Origin of the sequence: Labrys neptuniae (assembly GCF_040797145.1) — a bacterium.
Lineage (GTDB): Bacteria > Pseudomonadota > Alphaproteobacteria > Rhizobiales > Labraceae > Labrys > Labrys neptuniae.
On the sequence record NZ_JBFNQD010000013.1, the window covers coordinates 48,758 to 70,961 of the forward strand.

Sequence of the window (22,204 nt, forward strand, 5' to 3'; positions counted from 1 at the left end):
ATGACAAAGGTCGAGGTTCAGCTCCCAATCAAATCGAGCAGGCTCGCCACCTCGATGTCCGGTGTCACATCCGGCCTGGCGGCAGCCGCCACGCCGGTCGTCACCAGCACGGAACGCAGGCCCGCCCGCTGGCCGGCCAGGATATCGGTGGCAATCTGATCGCCGATCATGATCGTCCCCTCGCGCGGCGTGCCGAGAAAGCCGAGCGCTTCCTCGATCATCAGCGGCTCGGGCTTGCCCACCACGATCGGCCGGCAGGACGGCACCGCCGCCTGGACGGCCGCCATCAGCACGCCGACGCAGGGCTCGTAGCCGTTCTCGACGGGCACCAGCAGGTCGGGATTGGTCACCACCACCGCAGCGCCACCGAGGGCGGCGCGCACCGCGGTGCTCAGTTTCGCGTAGTTCAGCTGATAGTCGAAGCCGAGCACCACGACCTCGGCATCGTCCCCCGCCGGGGTGAAGCCGGCCTGTTCAAGCGCCTCGAACAAGGGCTGCTCGCCGATGGCGAAAACACGGGCCCCCCTGGGCCAGCGACGGCGCATCAGGCTTGCCGTGGCCGAGACCGCGCAGAAGACCTGCTCCGGTTCGGCGACAATCCCCATCTGCGTGAGCTTGGCCGCGAAATCCGCAGCCGATTTCGTGGCATTGTTGGTGACGAACGCATAGGGAATGCCATCCGCACGCCAGCGCCGGAAGGCCTCGACGGCATCGGCAATCGGGCTGTCGCCGCGATAGGCCACTCCGTCGAGATCCGAAACGATCCCCTTCAGATTCATGGATTGGAATGACGGCATCGGCGAGGTTCCCTGACACGATTCGGCTGGGATCATAGGCCGGCCGGGCACGCAGCGCCTATTGCCTGAACTCCTGCATTCCTGTGCCGGCAGCCGCCCAATGCATGGCCCTGTTTCCATGCCTCTTGATTGGGCATGGCGCGAGAAGGGTCAGCAATGGAATCGTGGAGCTGTAGGCATCAGGCTCAGGCGCCATCTGGTCTAGAGTTTCATCACCCGCCAACCACAAGGCGGGACGGCTCGGCACTGCGTCGGATCGGAAGGCGAGCCCCGAAAAACTTCTGCGCCCCCATTCAGAGGAACGAGAGATGATCAACCGCAGAGACCTAATGCTGGGCGCGCTGGCCGGAGCCGGCGCCTTCGGCTTCGGCCGCGTCAACCCCGACTTCCTGGTCAACTCGGCCTTCGCCGCCGAAGGCCGGTCCCTGCGCTTTCTGGGCGCCGAGGCGCTGACCGGCAATTGGGACCCGACCACCCATACCAATCTCGGCCAGCTCATCGTCGAGGGTTTCGTGTTCGGTTATCTGACCCGGGCGCCGATGAAGCCCGACAATCCCGAAGAGCTGGTGTTCGAGCTGGCGGAGTCCCTCAAGCCGATCGACACTTACACGCTCGAGGTGAAGCTGCGTAAAGGCGTGAAGTTCCATGACGGCACGCCCTTCACCTCGGCCGACGTCAAGGCCACCTATGAATATGGCTCCCAAGCCGACAGGCCGGCGCAATGGTATCCGGGCCAGGTCAAGGTCGACATCGTCGACGAGCACACCTGCCATATCAACACCAAGGACTATGGCTATCCGGCCGCGCTCTATTACTACCTCTCGTCCTTCCTGCCGATCATGGCGGCCAAGGACGTCGCCAACAAGGCGCAGCTCTCGGCCCGCATGAACGGCACCGGCCCGTTCAAATATGTCGACCAGAAGGGCGACACCACGATCCTGGCCGCCAACACCGATTTCATATTCGGCGCGCCCAAGATTCCCGGCGTCGAGTATCATTTCGTCGGCGACACCACCACGCGCACGCTGTCCCTGCTCAACGGCCAAGCCGACATCATCGAGCGGCTGGAGCAGGAGCAGGTCGACACCATTGCCAAGGACGACCGCTTCGCCATCCACAAGGCGGTTTCGGTGGAGAACAAATATCTGTTCTTCCGCTGCTCCAAGAAGCCCTTCGACGATCCGCGCATCCGCCTCGCCGCCTGCCATTCGATCGATCGCAAGCAGGTGCTGGAAGTCCTCGGTGTCTCCGGCACCTTCTCCAAGGCCCATATCTCGCCGGTGAAGTTCGGCTATACCGAAGTCGCCGACTATCCCGAATATGATCCGGACAAGGCCCAGGCCCTGCTGGCCGAGGCGGGCTTCCCCAAGGGCGAGGGCCTGCCGGAACTGACCTATTATTCCTCGGTCGGCTTCTATCCCAAGACCAAGGAATATGCCGAGCTGATCACCGGCATGCTGGAGGAGCAGGGCTTCAAGGTGAACCTGCAGACGCTGGAGGTCGCGGCCTGGGGCAATCTGCTCTACGACAAGCCGGGTGGCGGCGAAGGCAACATGATCGATTGCGGCTGGTGCACGGGCTCGCCCGAGCCGGACCTGGTGATCCGCACCCACTTCCACTCCTCCTCCAAGCGCATCACCGGCATCGTCGACAAGGAGATCGACGCGGTGCTGGACAAGGAGCGCAACGCCGGCTCGATCGAGGAGCGCAAGAAGATCCTGCAGACGGAAACCCTGCCGACCATCGCGCGCAAGGCGCCGGCGCTGGCCCTGTTCACCTCGGTGTTCATCCACGCCTACTCCAAGAAGCTCGACGGTCTCTACATCTATCCCAACGGCATGCAGGACATGAGCAAGGCAAACCTGGCCTGAGCCGCGAGGGACTGGAGCCGGTCCCCCCGGCCGGCTCCACTTTTTTCCAGCGGTTGTTTGGACGCGAGACCGTTTGCCGATGCTGATTGTCGAATTCCTGATCAAGCGGATCGCCCAGGGCCTGCTCATCGTGGCCCTGACGTCGCTGATCATCTTCACCCTGCTGCGCGTGGTCCCCGGCGACCCCGTCCGCCTGATCGTGGGCGGCATGGCGCCGGACAATGTCGTCGAGGAAGTCGCCACCAAGATGGGGCTGCGCGATCCGATCATCGTGCAATATGGCCGCTACATGATGGGCCTGGCCAAGGGTGATCTCGGTCAATCCTATATCAGGCCGCGCAGCGGCGGCGTCGCGGCGGGCGGGCAATATGTCGATCCGACCAAGGCCGAGATGGCGCCGGTGGCCGACCTCATCCTCGAGCGCCTGCCGCTGACCCTGCAGCTGGCCGGCGTCGCCCTGGTCTTCGCTTTGCTGATCTCCTTTCCGATCGGGCTCGCGGGCGGGCTCAACCAGCATGGCTGGCCCAATGCCCTGGCCTTCGGCGTGCAGTCGCTCTTCGTCTCCATCCCGAATTTCTGGCTCGCCATCGTGCTGATCCTGTTCCTGTCGGTGAAGCTCGATTGGTTGCCGGCGCTGGGCTACAAGGGCTTCAGCTATGTGCTGCTGCCGGCCTTCGTGCTGGCGGTCGAGATTTCGCCCTTCATCATTCGCACCCTGACCACCTCCCTGGGCGAGGTGATGCAGGCGCCCTTCATCGACGAAGCCCGCGTGCGCGGCCTGTCGCGCCGGCGCATCGTCTATTCCCACGCTTTGCGCAACGCCTCGGTGCCCCTGGTCAACCTGCTCGGCATCCAGCTCTCCACACTGATCGGCGGCGTCCTGGTGATCGAATACATCTTCGACTATCCGGGCCTGGGCAATCTCACCGTGGTCTCCGTGCTCGGCCGCGACTTTCCGGTGATCCAGGGCATTGCCATCACCACCAGTGCCGTCTTCGTCTTCATCAACATCCTGGTCGATCTCGTGGCCTATCTCATCGACCCCCGCGTGGAGATCTGAGCATGAGCACCGTGACCAGCGACGCCGCGCCCACCCATGAACGGGCCCAGTCGATCAGCCGGCGCATCCTGGCCAGCGCCTGGGCCATGCCGAGCTTTCGCGTCGGCCTGTTCGTCTTCCTGGCGCTGCTCCTCACCTCGGCGATCTATCCGGAGCTCTCCTCGATCTCCGCCACCAAGATGGTGGTGAAGGACAAGTTCCTTCCACCGCTGTTCCTGGGCGAGAAATGGACCTGGCTGCATCCACTCGGCACCGACCAGCTCGGCCGCGACATGCTGCTGCGTTGCCTGATCGGCCTGCGCTATTCGCTGCTGATCGGCGTGGTCACCGTGGCGCTTGTCTTCCTGATCGGCTGCGGACTCGGCCTGCTCGCCGGCTTCAAGGGCGGCTGGTGGGACACCATCATCATGCGCATCACCGACGCGCAGCTCTCGATCCCGATGATCATCCTGGCCATCACCATCCTGGGCGTGACCAAGCCTGAGGTGCACACCATCATCATCGTGCTGGCCCTGTCTGGCTGGCCGCTCTATGCCCGCGTCGCCCGCAGCGCCGCCGTTACCGAGCGCGGCAAGGAATATGTGCGCGGCCTGCGCGTGCTGGGCGCCGGCGACTGGCGCATCCTGCTGCTCTATGCGGCGCCGAACATCCTGCCCCCGATCGCCTTCGTCGCCGTGCTGGACGTCGCCCGCATGATGATCTTCGAGGCGATCCTCGGCTTCCTCGGCCTCGGCATCCAGCCGCCGACGCCGAGCTTCGGCTCGATCATTTCCGACAGCCGCAAATATCTCATCAATGCCTGGTGGATCGCCACCAGCCCCGGCGTGTTCCTGGCCCTGGCGCTGACATCGATCAACCTGATGGGATCCGCCCTCGAAAAGGCGCGCAACAAGATCTATGGAGGCGCCTGAGATGGACAATTCCCCGATCCTGGAAACCCGTCATCTCACCGTCGGCTCGCCGCGCGACGAGGCGCCGGTGCTCGACGACATCGCCCTCACCCTCCATACCGGCGAAATCCTCGGCATCTACGGCGAGAGCGGCGCCGGCAAGACGGTGCTGAGCCGTGCCCTCGCCAACTGGCTGCACGAGAGCCTCACCTATCGCCGGGGCTCCGTGCTGTTCGCCGGCAAGGACATCACCGGAGACGCCGCCGGCGATAATTTCATCGTCGGCCGCGACATCGCCTATATCGGTTCCAAGCCCCAGAGCTCGCTCGACCCGACCCAGCCGGTCGGCGTGCAGATCTGCGAGAAGCTGCGCAGCGTACGCCCGGCCTGGAGCCGGAAGGAATGCGAGGAGCGCGTCATCCAGCTGCTCGGCGAGGTGCGCATTCCCTCCCCCAAAGAGCGCTATTTCGAATATCCGGCCAAATTCTCCGGCGGCATGATGCAGCGCGCCATGATCGTCGACGCCATCTGCGCGGAACCCGCCGTGCTGATCGCCGACAACATCACCCAGCCCCTCGACGTCACCATCGCCGCCCAGATCGTGGCGCTGCTGCATGACCTCTGCCAGCGCCACAACACGGCGACGATCTACCTGTCGTCCTCGCTGGCGACGCTCGGCCAGTTCGGCGGCCGCACCGCCGTGCTGCATCAGGGCCGTCTGGTGGAGGAACAGCCCTTTGCTGCGCTGATGCAGGCCCCCGGTGACGACTATACCCGCCGCGCCATCGCCAGCGTGCCCCGCATCTGGTCGACGCGCGAACGACCACTCTCGCGCCGCAACGACGCCGATGCGCCACTGATGCGGGTGGCCGAGGCCCATCGCACCTATCTTGCCCGCAAGCGCGGCACCTTCAACACCTACCGCCATATCCAGGCGGTGCGCGGCGTCAGCTTCGACATCCTGCCGCGCGAGAATTTCGGCATTGTCGGCGAATCCGGCTGCGGCAAGTCGACCCTGACCCGCCTGCTCGCCTGGTTGGAGGCGCCGGACAAGGGCGACATCATCCTCGGCGGGGTCTCGCTGCGCACGCTCTCCGCCCAGCAATTGCTGGCCAAGCGCGGCGAGTTCCAGCTCCTGCTGCAGGACCCCTACAATGCCCTGCCGCCGCGCACAACGGTGGGGCGGATGATCGAGGAAAGCCTGCTGATCCGCGGCAGCCATTCCGGCAAGGCCCTGCGCGAGCGCGTGATCGCGGCCATGCAGGAGGTCGGCCTGTCGCCACGCCTCTATGATGAATTGCCGAATGCCCTCTCCACCGGCGAGCGCCAGCGCATCTCGATCGCCCGCGCCCTCGTGCTCTCGCCCAAGCTGCTGATCCTCGACGAGACCCTGTCCGCCCTCGACCAGCGCGAACAGGCCAAGCTCATCGAGCTGTTCTCCAGCCTGCAGGAGAAGAACGATCTTACCTATGTCTTCATCTCCCATGACCTCGCCATGGTCCGGAAAGTGTGTACCCGCATCGCGGTGATGTATCTGGGCGAAATGGTCGAGATCGCCGATAATCACGATCTCTTCTTCGAGCCTCAGCATCCCTATACCAAGGCCCTGCTCTCGGCGGCCCCGACGCTGGAAGAAAAGCCCTTCGATCCCAAGGACTACCTGCTCGAAGGCGAGCCGCCGAGCCCGATCGACATCCCACCCGGCTGCAGCTTCGCCTCCCGCTGCCCCAAGGCTTTCGCGCGCTGCCGCACCGAGACGCCCGCCTTAAGGGAACACCGCCCGGGCAGCTTCGCCGCTTGCCATTTGCTCGATGCCGAAGCGGGGGAGAAATCGGCAGCGGCTTGAATAGACTAAGCGGTCCAAAATAAAGCACGAATAACCTTCTCCCCTTGCGGGAGAAGGTGCCCCAACGGGGCGGATGAGGGGTGGCACGAATAGCCTGCAAGGCTGCGTTTCACCCCTCATCCGACCTCGCACGCTCGGCCACCTTCTCCCACAAGGGGAGAAGGCTGATTGCACCTCTCCCGGTCGGGTTTCAAGTACCCCGAACCCTACTCCTCCGTCACCAGCTGCCAGAGCACTTCCGTCAGCACTGCCAGCCCCTTGTCGAGCGCGGCTTCGTCGGTGAATTCGGCGGGGTTGTGGCTGAGGCCGCCTTGGCTCGGCACGAAGATCAGCGACGCCGGCATGCGCTTGTTAAGGGCGAGCGCATCATGGCCTGCGATCGTCTTCATTTCCATAGAAGACAGATCCAGTTCCCGGGCGACCGCCGTGGTCAATGCCGCGCCGTGCGGATCGAGGCTCGCCGTGCCGCGCTGCTCATCGACCGCGATCTCGATGTCGACACCCAGAGGCGCCACCGCAGCCTGCGCCTCAGCCAGAAAAGCATCGCCCAGCGCAACGGCCACAGCCGCCTCCTCATGGCGGAACTCGAACCAGACCTGGACCCGGCTCGGCGTCACATTGGGCGAATTGGGATCGACGGTGATGCGGGCCGCCGAAGCATGGGCACCGCTGCCGCTCGCTTCGATCAGCTGATGATGCAGTTCGATCGCCCTGGCAGCGGCTCGCAGCGCATCGCGGCGACGCGCCATGCGCGTCGGGCCGGTATGCGAGGGCTCGCCGTGAAAGACCAGAGACAGCTTGCGCGCAGCCCAGCAGCCGGTGACGACGCCGATCTCGATACCTTCCTCTTCCAGCAGAGGGCCCTGTTCGACATGAAGCTCGACATAGCGCCGGGGCTCCAGGGGCAAGTCTGCCGTACCGCGATAGCCGATGGCGGCCAGCGCCTCGCCCAGGGCAACGCCAGCACCGTCGATAAGGCCGAGCGCAGCGTCGAGCGCCATCATCCCGGCAAAGACCGAGCTGCCGGTCAGGCTCGGCTGGAAGCGGGCGCCCTCCTCGTTGGTCCAGTTGGCGACAACCAGATTGCGCCTGGCCTTGCCCGGCTCCGCCGCCGCGCGTGCGACGACGGCCTCGATGGCCAGCAGGCCCGCCAGCACGCCATAGACGCCGTCGTAGCGCCCGCCGGTCGGCTGGCTGTCGAGATGGGAACCGACGAGCACCGCCTCCTGCGACGATGGGGCAAGGGTGGCGATGCCGAACATGTTGCCGATGGGGTCGACATGCAGGCCGAATTGACGGCTGAGGATCTCGGCGGCGAGCCGCACCCGCGCCCCACCATCCTCAGGCGTTCCGGTCAGCCGACAGACCCCGCCGTCCGGTGTGGCGCCAATCCTTGCAAAGGTCTCCAGGAGGCGGTTCAGTGTCGAAGCCATGCGCGCCTCATGCCCTCGGCTGGAGCGGCCAGTCCATGGTAACAGGCCTGAGGTCCTCCAGTGCCTTGGTCACCTGCAGGACGCCGAGATCGTCACAGCGATGGCCGATGATTTGGATGCCGATCGGCAGATGCCGGTCATCGAAGGCGGTGCAGATGGTGGACGCGGGCTGGCCGGTCTGGTTGAACAGGGCGGTGAACACGGTATGGGCCAGCGGCACCTCCCGCGAGACGCCTGGCTCCTCGGCCGGAAAGTTCACCACCGGCAGGGTCGGGGCGATCACATAGTCCCAGCCTTCGAAGGCAGCGAGCAGGGCCGCCTTCATCCTGGTGATGGCGCCGAGGCTGCGGAAGAGATCCTCACCCGAATGCGAAGCTCCTTGCAGGGCCCAGTCCCGTACATAGGAGTTGATGCCGCTGCCGTCATGCGGCGGCAAATCGCTGTATTCGACGAAGCCGCGGACCTGCAGATAGAGGTCGATGGGCGCATAGGCGTCGTGATCGAGTGGCGAGACGAAGGGCTCGACGACAGCCCCCGCGCCTTCCAGCAGCCGGCCCGCCGCCTCCACGGCCGCGCGCACGGCGGGTTCAGGCTTCGGTCCGAACCCCATATCGGTGAGGACGCCGATGCGCAGCCCCCGAAGATCGCGTTCGAGATGCCGATGATACTGCATGCCGTCGCCCGGAAAACTCCAGGTGTCGCGCTCGTCGGGACGCGTGAGCACGGTCAGCATGCGGGCGATATCCTCGACCCGCCGTCCCATCGGGCCGGCCATACGCATGGTGTCGGGCGGCAGATGCGGCACCCGACCATGGCTCGGCTTGAGCGAGGCAAGGCCGCAATGGGCCGCCGGCAGGCGCACCGAACCGGCAATGTCGGTGCCGACCGAGAGGAAGCCCATGCCGGCTGCGACCGAAGCGCCGGCACCGGCCGAGGATCCTCCGGTGTTCCAGGACAGGCCCCAGGGGTTGCGCGTGACGCCGTGCAGCGAACTGATGCCGGAGGCCATCAGCCCGCAATCCGGCATGGTCGTCTTGGCAAAGATCGGGGCACCGGTCTCCATCAGGGCGAGGGCGGGTGGCGAGTTGTAGGTGGAGGCCGGCTGATCCCGATTGGCGGCAATGCCGTGGGTATAGGGCCAGCCCACCATGGCGACGCTGTCCTTGACGGTGACCGGGATGCCGTCGAGCACGCCAGCGGGCACACCGGACCGATAGCGAGCTTCCGAAGCCCGGGCCGTGGCGAGCGCCTCGTCCGGCCGCAGGCAGAACAGGGCATTGACGGCGGCATTGGTCGCCTCGGAATGCTCGATCACCGTCTGCGTGACCTCGACCGGGGAAAGCTCCCCCGCCGCATAGGCGTCGACGATTTCACCGACACTCATGGCGACAAGGCTGGTGATGGACATGAAAGGCTCCCTGTTCCGACGCGGATAGGGGCGCCGGTGATATCGCCCGACCTAACGGGTTTTGCCGAAGCTCGGGTAGAGGCGCGGTCTGCCGGACAAGAAATCATGGAGCATCAGGCATCCTCACCGCAGCCTTTCGCGGCGAAGATAGGATCGGGGCAATGGCCTGCGCCATCGCCTCCAAAATCACCATCGCTAGGGCAAAATGCGTCAAACGAAACGCTCCGGCCCTAGCTCCTTGTTTCGACATGCCTTTGCGATTCCAGAGATGTCGCAAAGGTCTTGGCGACTTCGCAGAGGCTCCGGGGGACCGACGACGGAATGAGCATGTTCGAGGAGGAGCGGGCACGGGTCGAGGCCCATGTCCGACAGCTGCCCGGCTGGGCGGCGCGCACGATCACCACGGAACCCGCCATACCGGTGCTTGCCTCACCGAGCTGGCGGGGTGTCGATGGTTCACCCTGGCGGGTGCGCGACAAGGCGAGCGGTGACAGCCTGTTCGTCAAGCTCATGCATCCCGACGCCGCCTTCTATATCGACGTCGCCTGCGCCTTCCAGGCGGCGCGGCAGGCCTCCGAACTCGGCATCGGCCCCCATGTCCATGTGGCGGATGAGAATGCCGGAGCCCTGGTCATGGAGGATCTCGACGCCGGCTGGCGTACCGCCACCCTGGAGCGCCTGCTCGATCAGGACGTCGTCGATCGCGTTCTAGCCGCACGCCGACGTTTCCAGGAAGGTCCGGCGCTTTCCCGAACCAGCAGCGTATTCGACGAGATCGAGCGTTTCCATCGGGATACCCGCGCAGCCAAGGGCCAATTGCCTGCCGATGCCGACTGGCTGCTGGCGGAACTTCGCTATGCCGGCGAGGCGCTGGTGCCGGGGCGGAAGGCCGCGGTTCCCAGCCATGGCGACGGCAACGTCTCCAACATCATGATCAGCGAGGCCGGCGACATTCGCCTGGTCGACTGGGACAGGGCCGGCAATGCCGACCCGCTGGAGGATCTCGGCAGCTTCCTCGCCGAGGCCTTCGACCAGGAACCGGAGGCGCGCGATGCTTTCGCCCGCAGCCAGGGCGGCTTCGACGAGGCCGCCTACAACCGAGCCTGGCTCTATGGCGTGGCAGATGATCTGCGCTGGGGTCTGATCGGCACGCTGGTCGCCGCCCGCTCGCCGCGCAACACCCTGGAATTCCATAAATTCGCCAGCTGGCGCCTGGTGCGCTGCCGCATGGCCGTGCACTCGCCGCGTTTCGGCGAAGCGCTGCGGAGGATCTGATGTCCGTCAAGAAACACCTCGGCGAGGCCGCAAGCGAAGCCGAACACCGCCTGGAACAGGCCGTCGCCAGGGTACCGTCCTGGCAGGGCCGCGGCGTGCACTACACCGCTTTGGTCGGCGGGCTGATGAACCAGAACTGGGTCGCCGAGATCGAGGGCGACACCAGGCGCTATTTCATCAAGGTGCCCGGCGCGGGCTCGGAAATGTTCATCGACCGCGTTGCCGCCAATGAAGCCGCGCGCAACGCCCACGCCATCGACGTGGCGCCGGAAGTGGTGTTCTTCGACGCAGCGGATGGGCTGGAGATCAGCGAATTCCTGGATGGCTATCGGGCCTGCACCAATGCCGATTTCTCCGACCCCGCCATCCAGGTCGACGTGCTCGGCATCTATCGCCGCCTGCATGCAAGCCCGGCGCTTTCGCTGACCAAGACCATCTTCGACATGATCGAGGAGCATATGGAGCAGGGCCGCGAGCTCGGCGCGCATTTCCCGCCGGCCATGCCGTGGATCGAGCATCGCTATCGCCAGGCCAAGGCCGCCTTCCTCGCCTCAGGGCTCGATCTCGTGCCCTGTTTCAACGATCCCATGCCCGGCAATTTCCTGATCAGTGCCGATGGTGCCCCCAACTCGCGGCCGATGAAGTTGATCGACTACGAGTTCGCCTCCAACAATGAACGCGCCTATGAACTCGGCGTGCTGTTCGCCGAGATGTTCTACGACGAGCAGAAGACCCTGGAACTGATCGAGGAATATTGCGGCGCCGTGCGGCCCGACATGGTGGCCCGAGTCATGCTCAACCGGGCGCTGGCCGATGTGAAATGGGCGAGCTGGGCCGTGGTCAACCGCAAGCTCAACAGCTGGGACTTCGATTATCAGAAATATGGCGTGTGGAAATATATGCGCGCGCGCCAGGTAATGTACGATCCGCGCTGGGAAAGCTGGCTGCGGCTGATCTGAAGCTGCCCGCCAGTCGCAGCAACCTCGACATTTTGTCATCACCGGGCTCGTCCCCCGCCGGACGAGGTGTCCGGTGTAGATCCGAGTGCGCGATCTCGACGAGAAGCGTGACCGGGATGCCCGGATCAAGCCCATAGCTGCCCGCTTGTACCATGTCGGCGGGGTTGCGGTGCCACGATCGACTCTGGACGATGCCAACAGGGTCCGGCCGAGTACGGTGTTCTGCGAACCAATCGCTCAGATGGTGGCCCAGACCCAGCACAGCCTATATCGGGCGACGAACGATGCCGTCGAGCAGACCGAAATCATCCAATCGCAGCGCATGCCATGCACCACCTGCCGCTTCCAGGCAGGCCTTGGAGGTTTCGACGAATGACGTCCTGCAACCGTTCGCGATCCGGCGTTGGGTCCACGGCGGTCTTCTTCAACCGCACGCGCTTATCCTCTTGCTGCTTTGGCTTCTTCATCTCCGGCGAAAGTGTGCCTGCATATTTTTACAATTAAGGTAGATCAGCGCCGGTTGTCGCTCGCTGCGCCGCAAATATCTGCGGGTGAGATACCCTCATTACCCTGCTTCAGTAGAGCCATTTTCTACGCGGCCGAGAACTTCGACGCCTTCATCGTCTTCCGCTCATTTTTCCAATCGAGAAAATTAGGTGAAAAATCCAAACAAAATCGGTCGAGTTTGAAGGATTAAGATCAACTCATCATCTATGAAAAGCTCTAAAAATATATGTGGAAATAGCACCAGTGTTGGTTTAGGTTTTTTAAAAAAATCAGGAGGTTCGCTTTAGATGGCCGAGCTGGTGATCTACCTCATATAAGCGGTGCTTGTTACGCCTATGAGGGAGCTAAATTGTGAGATGCTTAGGCGGATTGCTTGCCATCGTTATAGCGCCTGCTTCGTCGCATATCGCCCAAGCCATGCCGGCTGGCGGCGTCGATGGCAGTCAGGCGTTGTTGAATAACGGAACGACTCAAATCGCAGCGCGCCGGGCCATGGCACGCCATCCGCTGGGCAGCCCCCATATTCGCCGAGGAGATCGGAGGATCATTCCGGGAAACAGACGGGTGGTCCGCAGGGGTACTGTGGTTGGAAGAAAAAATGTGGTTGTTCGAAACTGGCCCAGGGTGAGCCGCCCCTTTGAGTGGCTCACATCATGAAGCTCTATTTTTACGGCGGGACACGCACTGTTGCGAAATTGGAATGAACAACTACTCCGAACACTGAAATGACAATTTGTTTCTACTATAAATCTTCAAAAATGAGTGCGAACGAAAGAAACACTCGCCAAAAACCAAATATCTTACTGAAAAGGCCCGAAATTTATCTCTTTCACACGATTGGCATAATGTAAGCTGCAACAGAAAACGCACACTAAGCCTATCTCATGAAATGAAACTCAAGATCTGACACCGTGTAAGAGATTTATGGAAGGAAAAGTCGATGAGCTGGTTAAACGCTGTGCGGCGTGGAGGCTATGCTTCAATAATCGGTCTTTCGTTTTCTTTCTCCTTTTCGGCTTTTTCGATTGCCGCGGATGTCCCGGCGGTACCGGTCTCCACCGTCGTTGCCGAGCGTCGCCCTGTCACGCAATCGGTCGACTTCGTTGGCCGTATCGAGGCGCCGGAGCGTGTCGAGATCAGGGCCCGCGTCAAGGGCGTGCTGGATGACGTGTCGTTTCGCGAAGGCGATACCGTTGCTGTGGGAGCCCCCCTCTACAAGATCGAGAAATCGCTGTTTCAGGCCGACGTCGAACAAGCTCAAGGCGCTCTTGAGCGGGTGAAGGCCGAACTGACGCTCGCAACCATCCAGCGCCAACGCGCGGAAGATCTCGTTGCACGCAATGCGGGAACCGTCGTCGCCAGGGACCAGGCCGTTGCCCAGGAGGCCCAAACCAAAGGTGGCGTAACATCGGCGCAAGCAAGCCTTCAAACAGCGATGATCAACCTTGGCTACACCGATATTTACGCGCCGATCGCTGGCCGCATTGGTCGAACTGCCGTGACCAAGGGCAATATTGTTGGGCCTGACAGCGGTGTTCTGGCAACACTTGTCAGTCAAGACCTGATGCATGTGACCTTTCCGGTCAGCCAGCGAGATCTGAGCCAAGCGAGAAAAACCGGCGAGGGTAAAGCTGTCGAAGTCAGGGTTCGCTTCTCCGACGGGACACTCTACGACCAGGTCGGTAAGATAAATTTCGTTGATGTGACAGTCGATCGTCTCACGGACACGGTCGTTATCCGGGCCGATATACCGAATCCATCGGGCACCTTGATCGACGGGCAATTGGTCAAGGTCGAGCTTCAGACAGGTAAACCGCAAGACCGCGTGCTCGTGCCTCAGATTGCGCTGATTGCCGATCAGGCCGGCATCTACGTCTTCGCGGTGGAGGATGGCAAGGCTGTCGTCAAACGCATCAAAACAGCGGGCGAAAGTGGCGCTAGCGCAATCATTGCCGATGGACTGTCCGGTGGAGAACAGGTGGTCACGGAGGGTTTCCAAAGCCTTCGCGCGGGAACACCGGTGAGAGCCACACCTGCGACGATCATAGGCGAGGGAAAGTAAGCCATGCTCTCCTCGGTTTTCGTCGATAGGCCGCGCCTGGCAATTGTCATTGCCATCATCACGGTGATAGCCGGTCTGCTCTCCTTGTTTGTCATCCCTATCGCGCAATATCCAGACATTGTCCCGCCGCAGGTTTCGGTCACGACATCCTATCCAGGCGCTTCCGCCGACATTATCGATGCGACGATTGCACAGCCTATCGAGGCGCAAGTCGTGGGTGTCGATAAGCTGATGTATATGAAGAGCGTCAGCGGCAATGATGGCAGCTATTCGCTCATCGGCTCTTTCGAACTTGGAACCGATCCGGACATCAATACCGTCAATATGAATAATCGCGTCCAGACTGCGATTTCCAAGCTTCCCCAAGACGTCCAGAAGCAGGGCGTCACCGTCAAAAAGAAGTCCTCGGCGCTCCTTGGTGTTCTGGCCATATACTCGCCAAAGCACACTTATGATCCTCTGTTTATCTCGAACTACGCCACGATCAACCTCCTCGACGACCTGAAAAGCATACCGGGCGTTGGTGATGCCAGTCTGTGGGGACCGCAGGACTATGCCGTTAGAGCATGGGTGCGCACAGATCGCCTGACAGGACTCAATCTCGCGGTCGGCGACATAATTCGTGCAATCCAGGCGCAGAACGTCCAGGCAGCAGTGGGGCGGATCGGCGCACGCCCGATCTCGGACGATCAGCAGCTGCAGCTGAACTTGCAGACCAAGGGGCGGCTCAGTTCGATCGAGGACTTCCAGAAAATCGTGTTGCGGACCAATCCCGACGGGTCGCTCCTGCATCTGGGAGATGTCGCCCGGCTGGAACTCGGCGCTGCCAATTTGGATCGTGAGACGCTCTTCAATGGCGGTCCTTCGGCGGTGCTCGCGCTCTATCAATCGCCGGGGGCCAACGCCATTACCACCCTCGACGCGGTGCGGGCGCGCATGACCGAGCTTGCCGCAAAATTTCCGGACGATCTTGATTGGAAGGTGACCTATGATCCGACCGTCTTCGTCAAGGATACGATCCATGAGGTCCAGAAGACGCTGATCGAGGCGTTCATTCTTGTCGTCTTCGTCGTTTATCTCTTCCTGGGCAGCGTCCGGGCGACGCTGATCCCGACCTTGGCTGTTCCTGTCAGCTTGATTGGCAGTTTCATCGTTCTGAATGCGATCGGCTACTCGGCCAATACCGTTTCCCTGCTCGCCATCGTGCTGTCCATCGGCATTGTCGTCGATGACGCGATCGTGGTCGTCGAGAACGTCGAACGCATCATGGAAGAGCACCCGGAACTGTCGGCTGCCGATGCCACCAAGAAAGCCATGGCGGAGATCACCGCCCCGATCGTCGCCGTTACCCTCGTCCTCCTGTCGGTGTTCGTTCCGGTTGCATTCATTCCTGGAATTTCCGGTGAATTGTTCCGGCAATTCGCGGTCACGGTCGCCGTTGGCATGCTGCTATCGGCAATCAACGCCCTGACATTGTCCCCGGCACTGTGTGGCATTCTCCTAAAACCGGGATCCCATGGCCCCAAGCGTGGCCCGATCGGCTATGTCATGCGCGCTATCGACCGGATCCGGGACGGGTACGGCGCCGTCGTAGCGCGTTTGGTACGCTTTGCCGTGATCGGCATCGTTGGCGTGGGCGCTGCGATGGGGGGCGTCTTTCTCCTGGGAAAGAAGACACCGACCGGATTCCTTCCCGAGGACGATCAGGGGGCTTTCTTCGTCGTTGTTTCCTTGCCGGGAGGAGCGTCCGTCGCACGCACCAGCGATGTGATACGACAGGCCGAGACGATCTTGAAGAAGGAGGACGCCGTAGCCGACTACACATCGATCATCGGACTGAACTTCATCGACAACTACTCTCAGCCTAACGCCGCCTTCATCGTCGTAACGCTCAAGCCATTTGAAGATCGGAAAGACCGGTCCCTCTCGGCCAGCGCAGTGATTGCCCGGCTGGGGCCAGAGCTTCGGCAAATTCGGGATGGCTCGGTCGTTCCGCTCGCCCCTCCGCCGATCGTCGGCTTGGGGACAGGCGGCGGTTTCACCTATGTGCTTCAAGACTTGCGCAGCAGCGATCCGAAGGCCTTGGCCCAAGTTGTTCGCGGGCTCACTGTGGCGGCCAATCAGGATCCGCAACTGACACGCGTATTCAGCACCTACTCGGCAAACAATCCGTCGCTGTTCCTCGATATCGATCGTGAGAAGGCCCAGATCCTGGGTCTTTCCCTCAGCGATGTTTTCCAGGCCCTTCAGGCCTCGCTCGGCGGCTACTATGTCAACGATATGAACCTGTTCGGGCGGACCTGGCAGGTCCAGGTCCAGGCCGAAGCTGCCGATCGCAAGTCTGTGGAAGACATTTATCGCATCAATGTCCGCAACGCGGACGGCAAGATGGTGCCCCTGCGTTCCTTCGTCGAAGTGCGCGTCGTTGTCGGGCCGCCTTCGCTCATTCGCTACAACAACAAGAGAGCGGTGACGATACAGGGTGCCCCCGCTCCTGACGTGTCATCGGGGCAGGCACTTGCCTCGATGGAACGCGTTGCAGCCGCTACCCTGCCCGACGGGTACAGCGGAGCGTGGACGGACACGGCATTCCAGGAAAAGCGAGCTGAAGGCAAGACCGGATTCATCCTCGCCTTCGCCGTATTGTTCGCCTTCCTCTTTCTGGTGGCCCTCTATGAGAGCTGGACCATCCCGGTTCCCGTCTTGCTATCAGTATCGGTCGGTATTCTCGGCTCTTTTGCCGCGATCACCATCGGCCACCTTACGCTCGACCTCTATGGTCAAATAGGCATGATTGTGTTGATCGGCCTTGCCGCCAAGAATGGCATTTTGATCGTTGAGTTCGCAAAGGAGCAGCGCGAGCGGGGGGTGCCTTTGCTCGAGGCCGCAACGGAGGGAGCACGGCTGCGTTTCCGTCCCGTCATGATGACGTCGCTTGCCTTCATTCTCGGACTGTATCCCTTGGTGGTCGCCACCGGCGCCTCTGAGATTGCGCGGCGGAACGTCGGTACACCCGTCTTCGGCGGTATGATACTCGCTTCCTTCATCGGCATCTTTGTGATCCCTCCGCTTTACGTCCTGTTCCAAGGGCTGAGGGAGCGGCTGCGTACCGGAGCGCGGCCGGCTATTCCCGATGCAAAGATCCCGCAGGTGCCGTCGTCAGAGTAAGACAGGATCGCGCTTTGGAGCTGAACCGCGCCGGATTTTCCGGCGGCTCCAGCTTTCCAAGTGGAATTGAACCGTGACGAAGGCGCCAGGCACTGTCTCGTTGGCGAGGGTATGACGCGGTAGCGTGACGGAGCGTTGAAATCAGGCTGATGTGCCGGTACCGGGCATGACCTCGTCATAGTTCTTTAGTCAGGGCGTCCGAACAGACTCGGAAGCGCCGGGCTTGCCGGTGCAATTGAGCGGGTCCGACGACCCGCCCTCAGGGCGAAGCCTGCAGGGTATGGGCCGTGAAGCCGCGGCGCGGCAGGCGCTCCTGCGTCTCCACCGCCGGCAGCGGCATCTTCAGCTCCGGCGCCTCCTGCGCAGTGCGGCGGGCATCGCGCGGCGCCATGTTGAACTGGCGGCTGAAGCTGCGCGAAAAATGCGAGACGTTCTTGAAGCCGACCTGGTAGGCGATCTCCGAAACGGTGAGGCGTCCCCCCGGATCGCCCACGAGCAGTTCATAGGCCCGCTGCAGGCGCCTGAGCTGCATGAACTGGCTCACCGTGGTGTCGTCGTCGTTGAACAGGCTGTAGAGATAGCTCAGCGAAATCCTGCTGCTGGCAGCGATCTTGCGGGGCGTCAGTTCCTGGTCGCCGAGGTTTTTCTCGATGAACTCGAAGATACGCCGGCGCAGATGGTAGCGCGCATTGCGGACATCCACGGTCGAACCGCGATCCTCGGCACCGATGGCAAGTGCCACGAAACTGAAGATCTCGGTGGCGAGCGCTTCCGGATTGGGCGGCGGGCAATCGACGAAGACCTCCGCAACACTGCGCAGCAGATCCACCATGAGGCGTGTCATCTGCACATTGGCCCCGAAGCGGCGGCCGATGTGATCATCCACCGATGTCAGCCGCCCCCGCAATTCCAGCACGGGAATGCGCAGGACCATGAGCGCAGTATTGGCCTGGGCAGCGAATTCGTGAAATTCCATCTGGCTGAGCAGCACATATTCCCCCGCCCCGACACTGCCCGTACGGCCGGCCTGCGCATAGTGCAGCCTGCCGCTCAAGGGGACCAGGAGCATGTAGCAGGCCTCGCTGGCGCCTTTGGCCGGCTCGCAATGACAGATCCGTTCCCCCTCGGCCTGCGTGATTTCCAACGTGAGCCGACCGATATGGATCGGCCGTGATGCCGCGGGTCGCGTGCGGATGGCAGGATGATGCATGAGGTGGCCCCGTTCCGTCTGTCTGGATGATGTTCGATCTTGTTATGGCTGGCCGGCAATCTGGTGATGACCGGGCCCGTCAGCGGCTCTGCGGCCACCTGGCGTGAAGGGTTAGCGTGCGCCCTCCCCGGCATTCTCGTTTCGTGGACCGGCCACGATCACCTCGGTGCCGGCCTCCTTGAGGCCGCCGGCGAGCGAGCCTTGCGGCTGCCTGTCGGTAACCAGGCGGTCGATCGCATCCCAGCGCGAGCAGATGGCGACCGCGAGCTGGTCGAATTTGGCATGATCGGCCACCACGATCGCCTCGGCGGCGCGCTGGACCATGGCGGCGTAGACGGCACCGGCCTCCTCGTCGGCATCGTAGATGCCGCGGGCACCCAGGCCCGTGGCCCCAACGATGGCGCGGTTGGCCTCGTAGCCGTTGATGCTGGCGATGGTCTGCGACCCCAACAGATAGCCTTCGCTGGCATGGAGGCGGCCGGCACAGAACAGCACGCGGATGGTCGGGTTGGTGCCGAGCGCCATCGCGGCGGCGAAATCATGGGTGATGACGGTGATGTCGCGGTTGCGGGCAGCCAGGAAGCGGGCGACGTGATAGGTCGTGGTGCCGCCGCCCAGCATCAGCACTTCCTTGGGCAGGATCATGGCCGAGACGGCGGCGGCGATCGCCTCGCGCTCGGCGATCATCACGTGGCGGCGGTCGCTGCGTGACGGTTCATGGGCGAAGGGACGCGAGGCCCCGCCATAGGTGCGATTGATCAGGCCCTGCTCATGCAGTTCGAGCAGGTCACGCCGGATCGTCTCCCCGGAGACGCCGAGGGCTGCGGCCAGTTCCGAGGCACGCAAGGTCGGTGCGGCGGAGAGCTGTGCGATAATGCGCTGCTGGCGCACCTCCTTGGAAAGCCGGTCCCGTTCCTGGTTCGGCTGGACCGAACGGGAATATCTGTCTTCCTTCTCCGCGGACGGCGCATCGTTTGCCATCGAGAACCCCACCAATTGGCGTCACTACCGGAAACGGGACTTGGCGTCCTCTCTCATGATCTTGTTCCGATAAATGTGGAATGTCCACAAAAAATGCGGAACTTTCCTCACATCCACATGCAATCACCCAACCCGGCCGGTTTCATGTATTGACCAAACGGATAAATTTGGCGTCGTTTTTCGCATAGTTTGAGAGATGCGATGACACTCGCTCCTGATATTCTTCAAAGTCTGTGCTGAGGGTGTTTGAAGATTGTGGAACCTCACACACAACTCGATGGTGGTTGCAAAGTTGCTCGTCTCCTCCGGGAGATGCCGTCAGCCATCCCCCGAACCCGCCTGGACCCTGCCATGCAGATCGAGAAGGAAATCCTCGCCCTCAACGCCTATGACCCGCAAGCGGCCAAACCGAGCGACGAGCAGACGCGCCGCGCCGTGGAGCGGCGCCTTGGCACTTTCGGGCAAGGCGCGGTGCTGTTCTATCGGGAGCCCATCGAGGCGGTGAGCGCCGAGGGCGTGTGGATCCAGGGGGCGGATGGCAGGCGCTATCTCGACGTCTACAACAACGTACCCTCCGTCGGGCATTGCCATCCGCGCGTGGTGGAGGCGATCCGGCAGCAGGTCGGCAGGTTGAACATCCATACGCGCTATCTCAATGCCGTCGTCGACGACTATGCCGAGCGCCTGCTGGCGACCCTGCCGGAGGCGATCGGCAATCTGGTCCTCACCTGTACCGGGAGTGAAGCCAACGACCTTGCCCTGCGTGTCGCCCAGGCGGCGACCGGTGGCACCGGCTTCATCGTCAGCGAGATGGCCTATCACGGCAACACGGCGGCCGTGACCGACATTTCGCCGTCGTCGCGCCCCGGCCGCCCGCTCGCACCGCATGTGCGCACCGTCCCGGCGCCCGATTCCTATCGCAAGCCGGATGAACATCCCGGCGAGGTCATGGCCGCCGCCGTGATGGCGGCAATCAAGGAGATGGCGAGCAAGGGCATCCGCTTTGCCGGCATGATCGCCGATACCATCTTCTCGAGCGATGGCGTCCACGCCGACCCGCCCGGCCTGCTGGCCCCGGTCATCGCCGCCGTCCACGCCCAGGGCGGCCTTTTCATCGCCGATGAGGTCCAGCCGGGCTTCGGGCGCACCGGCGATGCGCTCTGGGGCTTCCAGCGCCACGGCATCGTCCCCGACATCGTCACCATGGGCAAGCCTATGGGCAACGGCTTCCCCATGGGCGGCATGGCGCTGAGACCGGACCTGCTCGCCGCCTTCAACGCCCGCGACAAATATTTCAACACCTTCGGCGGCAATCCCGTGGCCGCGGCCGCGGGCCTCGCCGTGCTCGACGTGATCAGGGAAGAGGGTCTCATCGAGAATGCCCGTGATGTCGGCCGTTATCTGCGCGACAGCCTGCGGGAGATCGCCAACCGCCATCTTGCCATCGGCGAAGTGCGTGGCGCCGGGCTGTTCATCGGCCTGGAATTCGTCACGGACCGCGAAAGCAAGACGCCGGCGCCGGAAACGGCCAGCGCCATGATCAACGGGCTGCGCGAGCGCGGTGTCCTGATCGGCGCCGCAGGCGCCTATGGCAACACTCTGAAGATCCGCCCGCCCCTCTGCTTCCGCCGGGAGCACGCCGACACCTTCGTCGACCATTGCGATGCGGTCCTGGGCCAGATTCGCGGCTAGAAAAGCGACTTCACGGTCGCCTTTGGCAGGCTGTATTGACGCAAAACCATGCTGCGAAGCCTCGCAAGCAGCCTCAGGCCTCACTTACTCCACACCTGGATGATCACATTTGTCCAACCACGGTTGAGTAGGAGCGAGTCATGCATAGTTCGTCTCTCGTCGCGATCTTGTCGTTGTCGCTTGCGGCAGTAACATCGGCATCTGCGCAAATGCTCGGCGAGAAATACACGCGGTATCCCGACCAGCCGGCCTGCACGCTTTTCGTCTCCCTCGATAAAATCAAGTCAGGACGCCCGCTTCCTTCCGATTGCATCAAACTGCGGCAATTCCAGAAAGTGACCTATCAACGCAATGTCGGGGGTTACGAAGTCGTCGATGTCGGTGGCCGTATCTATTTCACCTTCGGAAACTGCAACTACGCCGGCAATACCAGCCCTTCAAAGAGCTGCTTTACCTTCAGGTCCAACGCCGCGGACATGAAGGCTGACGATGTCAAATCCGCCGAACGCAAGGCAGCAGACACCAAGCGGCGCCTGGACAAATGCCTGCAACCACAGGTGCCGGCCCGTCCTGGTGAGCAGAGGGCTGCGCCACGAAACTGCACGTCGCTTGCCGCGACATACAGGAACGACAAGATGAATTTGGATCGCATTCGCGCCCAATAGATTGTGTGCTGCGCGCCGCCCGGCGCTGTAGGATGGGTCCGCTTCGTCCCGAACACAGGAGGCTTCGATTATTGAAGATCCCATTGCGCGCCTGCGGCTGCGGTTTATCGAACGCGCGCATGGCCAGTTCGCTGCCCTGAAGACGCTTGCCGACGACCAAATAGCAGTTCCTTCGGAAAAACACGCAGATCTCGTCAGGATCGCGCATTCGCTGTCGGGTGCCGGCGGCACTTTCGGCTTTCCCGAGGTGAGCCGCTGCGCATTCGAGCTCGAAACGGCCCTTACGGCGCCCGACGGCAGGGATCAGGTCGCCATTCAGCAGCACCTCGCTCGGCTTATCGCAGAACTCGAATCAGCCTTGGCATGATGGGGCGGCAAAG

The 22,204-nt window shown here is 62.6% G+C and carries 17 protein-coding genes; 12 read left to right on the top strand and 5 right to left on the bottom strand.

Annotated features, from left to right (window positions below; translation table 11 throughout):
• Nucleotides 1–17 precede the first annotated feature (17 nt).
• A complete protein-coding gene (locus tag ABXS05_RS27195; RefSeq protein WP_367626024.1) occupies nt 18–797 on the bottom strand; it encodes an HAD-IIA family hydrolase in 780 nt (259 codons plus the stop codon).
• 308 nt (nt 798–1,105) lie between these two features.
• Here ABXS05_RS27195 and ABXS05_RS27200 point away from each other — a divergent pair, with 308 nt between their 5' ends.
• The 4 genes from ABXS05_RS27200 (at nt 1,106) to ABXS05_RS27215 (ending at nt 6,464) form a co-directional block, all read left to right on the top strand.
• Complete coding sequence (locus tag ABXS05_RS27200) at nt 1,106–2,668, top strand: ABC transporter substrate-binding protein (RefSeq protein WP_367626025.1); 1,563 nt, start codon at nt 1,106–1,108, stop codon at nt 2,666–2,668.
• A 79-nt stretch (nt 2,669–2,747) separates the two neighbouring features.
• Entirely contained in the window at nt 2,748–3,728 is a 981-nt protein-coding gene (locus ABXS05_RS27205) for an ABC transporter permease (RefSeq protein WP_105860342.1), read from the top strand.
• A 2-nt stretch (nt 3,729–3,730) separates the two neighbouring features.
• Nucleotides 3,731–4,639 carry an ABC transporter permease gene (locus ABXS05_RS27210; RefSeq protein ID WP_311943972.1) on the top strand — a complete coding sequence of 303 codons (909 nt, stop codon included), beginning with the start codon at nt 3,731–3,733 and terminating at the stop codon, nt 4,637–4,639.
• 1 nt (nt 4,640) lies between these two features.
• A complete protein-coding gene (locus ABXS05_RS27215) occupies nt 4,641–6,464 on the top strand; it encodes an ABC transporter ATP-binding protein (protein WP_367626026.1) in 1,824 nt (607 codons plus the stop codon).
• Nucleotides 6,465–6,670: 206 nt separating this feature from the next.
• On the opposite strand, the gene ABXS05_RS27220 is transcribed toward ABXS05_RS27215, so the two are convergent.
• Nucleotides 6,671–7,897 (bottom strand): Zn-dependent hydrolase, encoded by a 1,227-nt coding sequence (locus tag ABXS05_RS27220; protein ID WP_367626027.1) that lies wholly within the window; start codon nt 7,895–7,897, stop codon nt 6,671–6,673.
• A gap of 7 nt (nt 7,898–7,904) precedes the next feature.
• On the bottom strand, nt 7,905–9,305 hold the full coding sequence (locus ABXS05_RS27225; RefSeq protein WP_367626028.1) for an amidase: 1,401 nt from the start codon (nt 9,303–9,305) through the stop codon (nt 7,905–7,907).
• 321 nt (nt 9,306–9,626) lie between these two features.
• On the opposite strand from ABXS05_RS27225, the gene ABXS05_RS27230 reads away from it, so the two are divergent.
• The 5 genes from ABXS05_RS27230 (at nt 9,627) to ABXS05_RS27250 (ending at nt 17,276) form a co-directional block, all read left to right on the top strand.
• On the top strand, nt 9,627–10,580 hold the full coding sequence (locus ABXS05_RS27230; protein ID WP_367626029.1) for a phosphotransferase: 954 nt from the start codon (nt 9,627–9,629) through the stop codon (nt 10,578–10,580).
• Nucleotides 10,580–11,539, top strand: coding sequence for a phosphotransferase (locus ABXS05_RS27235; protein WP_367626030.1), 960 nt, complete (start codon nt 10,580–10,582; stop codon nt 11,537–11,539). The genes ABXS05_RS27230 and ABXS05_RS27235 overlap by 1 nt, the downstream gene beginning before the upstream one ends.
• 85 nt (nt 11,540–11,624) lie before the next feature.
• Nucleotides 11,625–11,915: a hypothetical protein gene (locus ABXS05_RS27240; RefSeq protein WP_367626031.1), complete on the top strand. Its 291-nt coding sequence runs from the start codon at nt 11,625–11,627 to the stop codon at nt 11,913–11,915.
• A 1,071-nt stretch (nt 11,916–12,986) separates the two neighbouring features.
• Nucleotides 12,987–14,108 carry an efflux RND transporter periplasmic adaptor subunit gene (locus ABXS05_RS27245; protein WP_367626032.1) on the top strand — a complete coding sequence of 374 codons (1,122 nt, stop codon included), beginning with the start codon at nt 12,987–12,989 and terminating at the stop codon, nt 14,106–14,108.
• Between the two features lie 3 nt (nt 14,109–14,111).
• The gene (locus ABXS05_RS27250; protein WP_311943963.1) at nt 14,112–17,276 is read left to right on the top strand and encodes an efflux RND transporter permease subunit; all 3,165 of its coding nucleotides are present in this window, start codon (nt 14,112–14,114) and stop codon (nt 17,274–17,276) included.
• 259 nt (nt 17,277–17,535) lie between these two features.
• Here ABXS05_RS27250 and ABXS05_RS27255 read toward each other — a convergent pair whose 3' ends face one another.
• Together ABXS05_RS27255 and ABXS05_RS27260 are read right to left on the bottom strand one after the other, a co-directional pair.
• A complete protein-coding gene (locus tag ABXS05_RS27255; protein ID WP_311943962.1) occupies nt 17,536–18,486 on the bottom strand; it encodes a helix-turn-helix domain-containing protein in 951 nt (316 codons plus the stop codon).
• A 111-nt stretch (nt 18,487–18,597) separates the two neighbouring features.
• The gene (locus tag ABXS05_RS27260) at nt 18,598–19,467 is read right to left on the bottom strand and encodes a DeoR/GlpR family DNA-binding transcription regulator (RefSeq protein WP_311943960.1); all 870 of its coding nucleotides are present in this window, start codon (nt 19,465–19,467) and stop codon (nt 18,598–18,600) included.
• A 351-nt stretch (nt 19,468–19,818) separates the two neighbouring features.
• Here ABXS05_RS27260 and ABXS05_RS27265 point away from each other — a divergent pair, with 351 nt between their 5' ends.
• The 3 genes from ABXS05_RS27265 to ABXS05_RS27275 all read left to right on the top strand — a co-directional run bounded on the left by ABXS05_RS27265 (nt 19,819) and on the right by ABXS05_RS27275 (nt 22,191).
• A complete protein-coding gene (locus ABXS05_RS27265; protein WP_367626033.1) occupies nt 19,819–21,159 on the top strand; it encodes an aspartate aminotransferase family protein in 1,341 nt (446 codons plus the stop codon).
• A 140-nt stretch (nt 21,160–21,299) separates the two neighbouring features.
• Entirely contained in the window at nt 21,300–21,824 is a 525-nt protein-coding gene (locus ABXS05_RS27270; protein ID WP_367626034.1) for a hypothetical protein, read from the top strand.
• 106 nt (nt 21,825–21,930) lie between these two features.
• Nucleotides 21,931–22,191, top strand: a complete 261-nt coding sequence (locus tag ABXS05_RS27275; RefSeq protein WP_367626096.1) for an Hpt domain-containing protein — start codon at nt 21,931–21,933, stop codon at nt 22,189–22,191.
• Nucleotides 22,192–22,204: the final 13 nt, after the last annotated feature.

Coding starts and splice junctions, on each gene's coding strand:
- ABXS05_RS27210 (WP_311943972.1), top strand. CDS start 3,731: ATGAGCACCGTGACCAGCGACGCCGCGCCCACCCATGAACGGGCCCAG.
- ABXS05_RS27270 (WP_367626034.1), top strand. CDS start 21,300: ATGCATAGTTCGTCTCTCGTCGCGATCTTGTCGTTGTCGCTTGCGGCA.
- ABXS05_RS27225 (WP_367626028.1), bottom strand. CDS start 9,305: ATGTCCATCACCAGCCTTGTCGCCATGAGTGTCGGTGAAATCGTCGAC.
- ABXS05_RS27255 (WP_311943962.1), bottom strand. CDS start 18,486: ATGCATCATCCTGCCATCCGCACGCGACCCGCGGCATCACGGCCGATC.
- ABXS05_RS27235 (WP_367626030.1), top strand. CDS start 10,580: ATGTCCGTCAAGAAACACCTCGGCGAGGCCGCAAGCGAAGCCGAACAC.
- ABXS05_RS27245 (WP_367626032.1), top strand. CDS start 12,987: ATGAGCTGGTTAAACGCTGTGCGGCGTGGAGGCTATGCTTCAATAATC.
- ABXS05_RS27265 (WP_367626033.1), top strand. CDS start 19,819: ATGCAGATCGAGAAGGAAATCCTCGCCCTCAACGCCTATGACCCGCAA.
- ABXS05_RS27205 (WP_105860342.1), top strand. CDS start 2,748: ATGCTGATTGTCGAATTCCTGATCAAGCGGATCGCCCAGGGCCTGCTC.
- ABXS05_RS27200 (WP_367626025.1), top strand. CDS start 1,106: ATGATCAACCGCAGAGACCTAATGCTGGGCGCGCTGGCCGGAGCCGGC.
- ABXS05_RS27260 (WP_311943960.1), bottom strand. CDS start 19,467: ATGGCAAACGATGCGCCGTCCGCGGAGAAGGAAGACAGATATTCCCGT.
- ABXS05_RS27230 (WP_367626029.1), top strand. CDS start 9,627: ATGAGCATGTTCGAGGAGGAGCGGGCACGGGTCGAGGCCCATGTCCGA.
- ABXS05_RS27250 (WP_311943963.1), top strand. CDS start 14,112: ATGCTCTCCTCGGTTTTCGTCGATAGGCCGCGCCTGGCAATTGTCATT.
- ABXS05_RS27195 (WP_367626024.1), bottom strand. CDS start 797: ATGCCGTCATTCCAATCCATGAATCTGAAGGGGATCGTTTCGGATCTC.
- ABXS05_RS27220 (WP_367626027.1), bottom strand. CDS start 7,897: ATGGCTTCGACACTGAACCGCCTCCTGGAGACCTTTGCAAGGATTGGC.
- ABXS05_RS27215 (WP_367626026.1), top strand. CDS start 4,641: ATGGACAATTCCCCGATCCTGGAAACCCGTCATCTCACCGTCGGCTCG.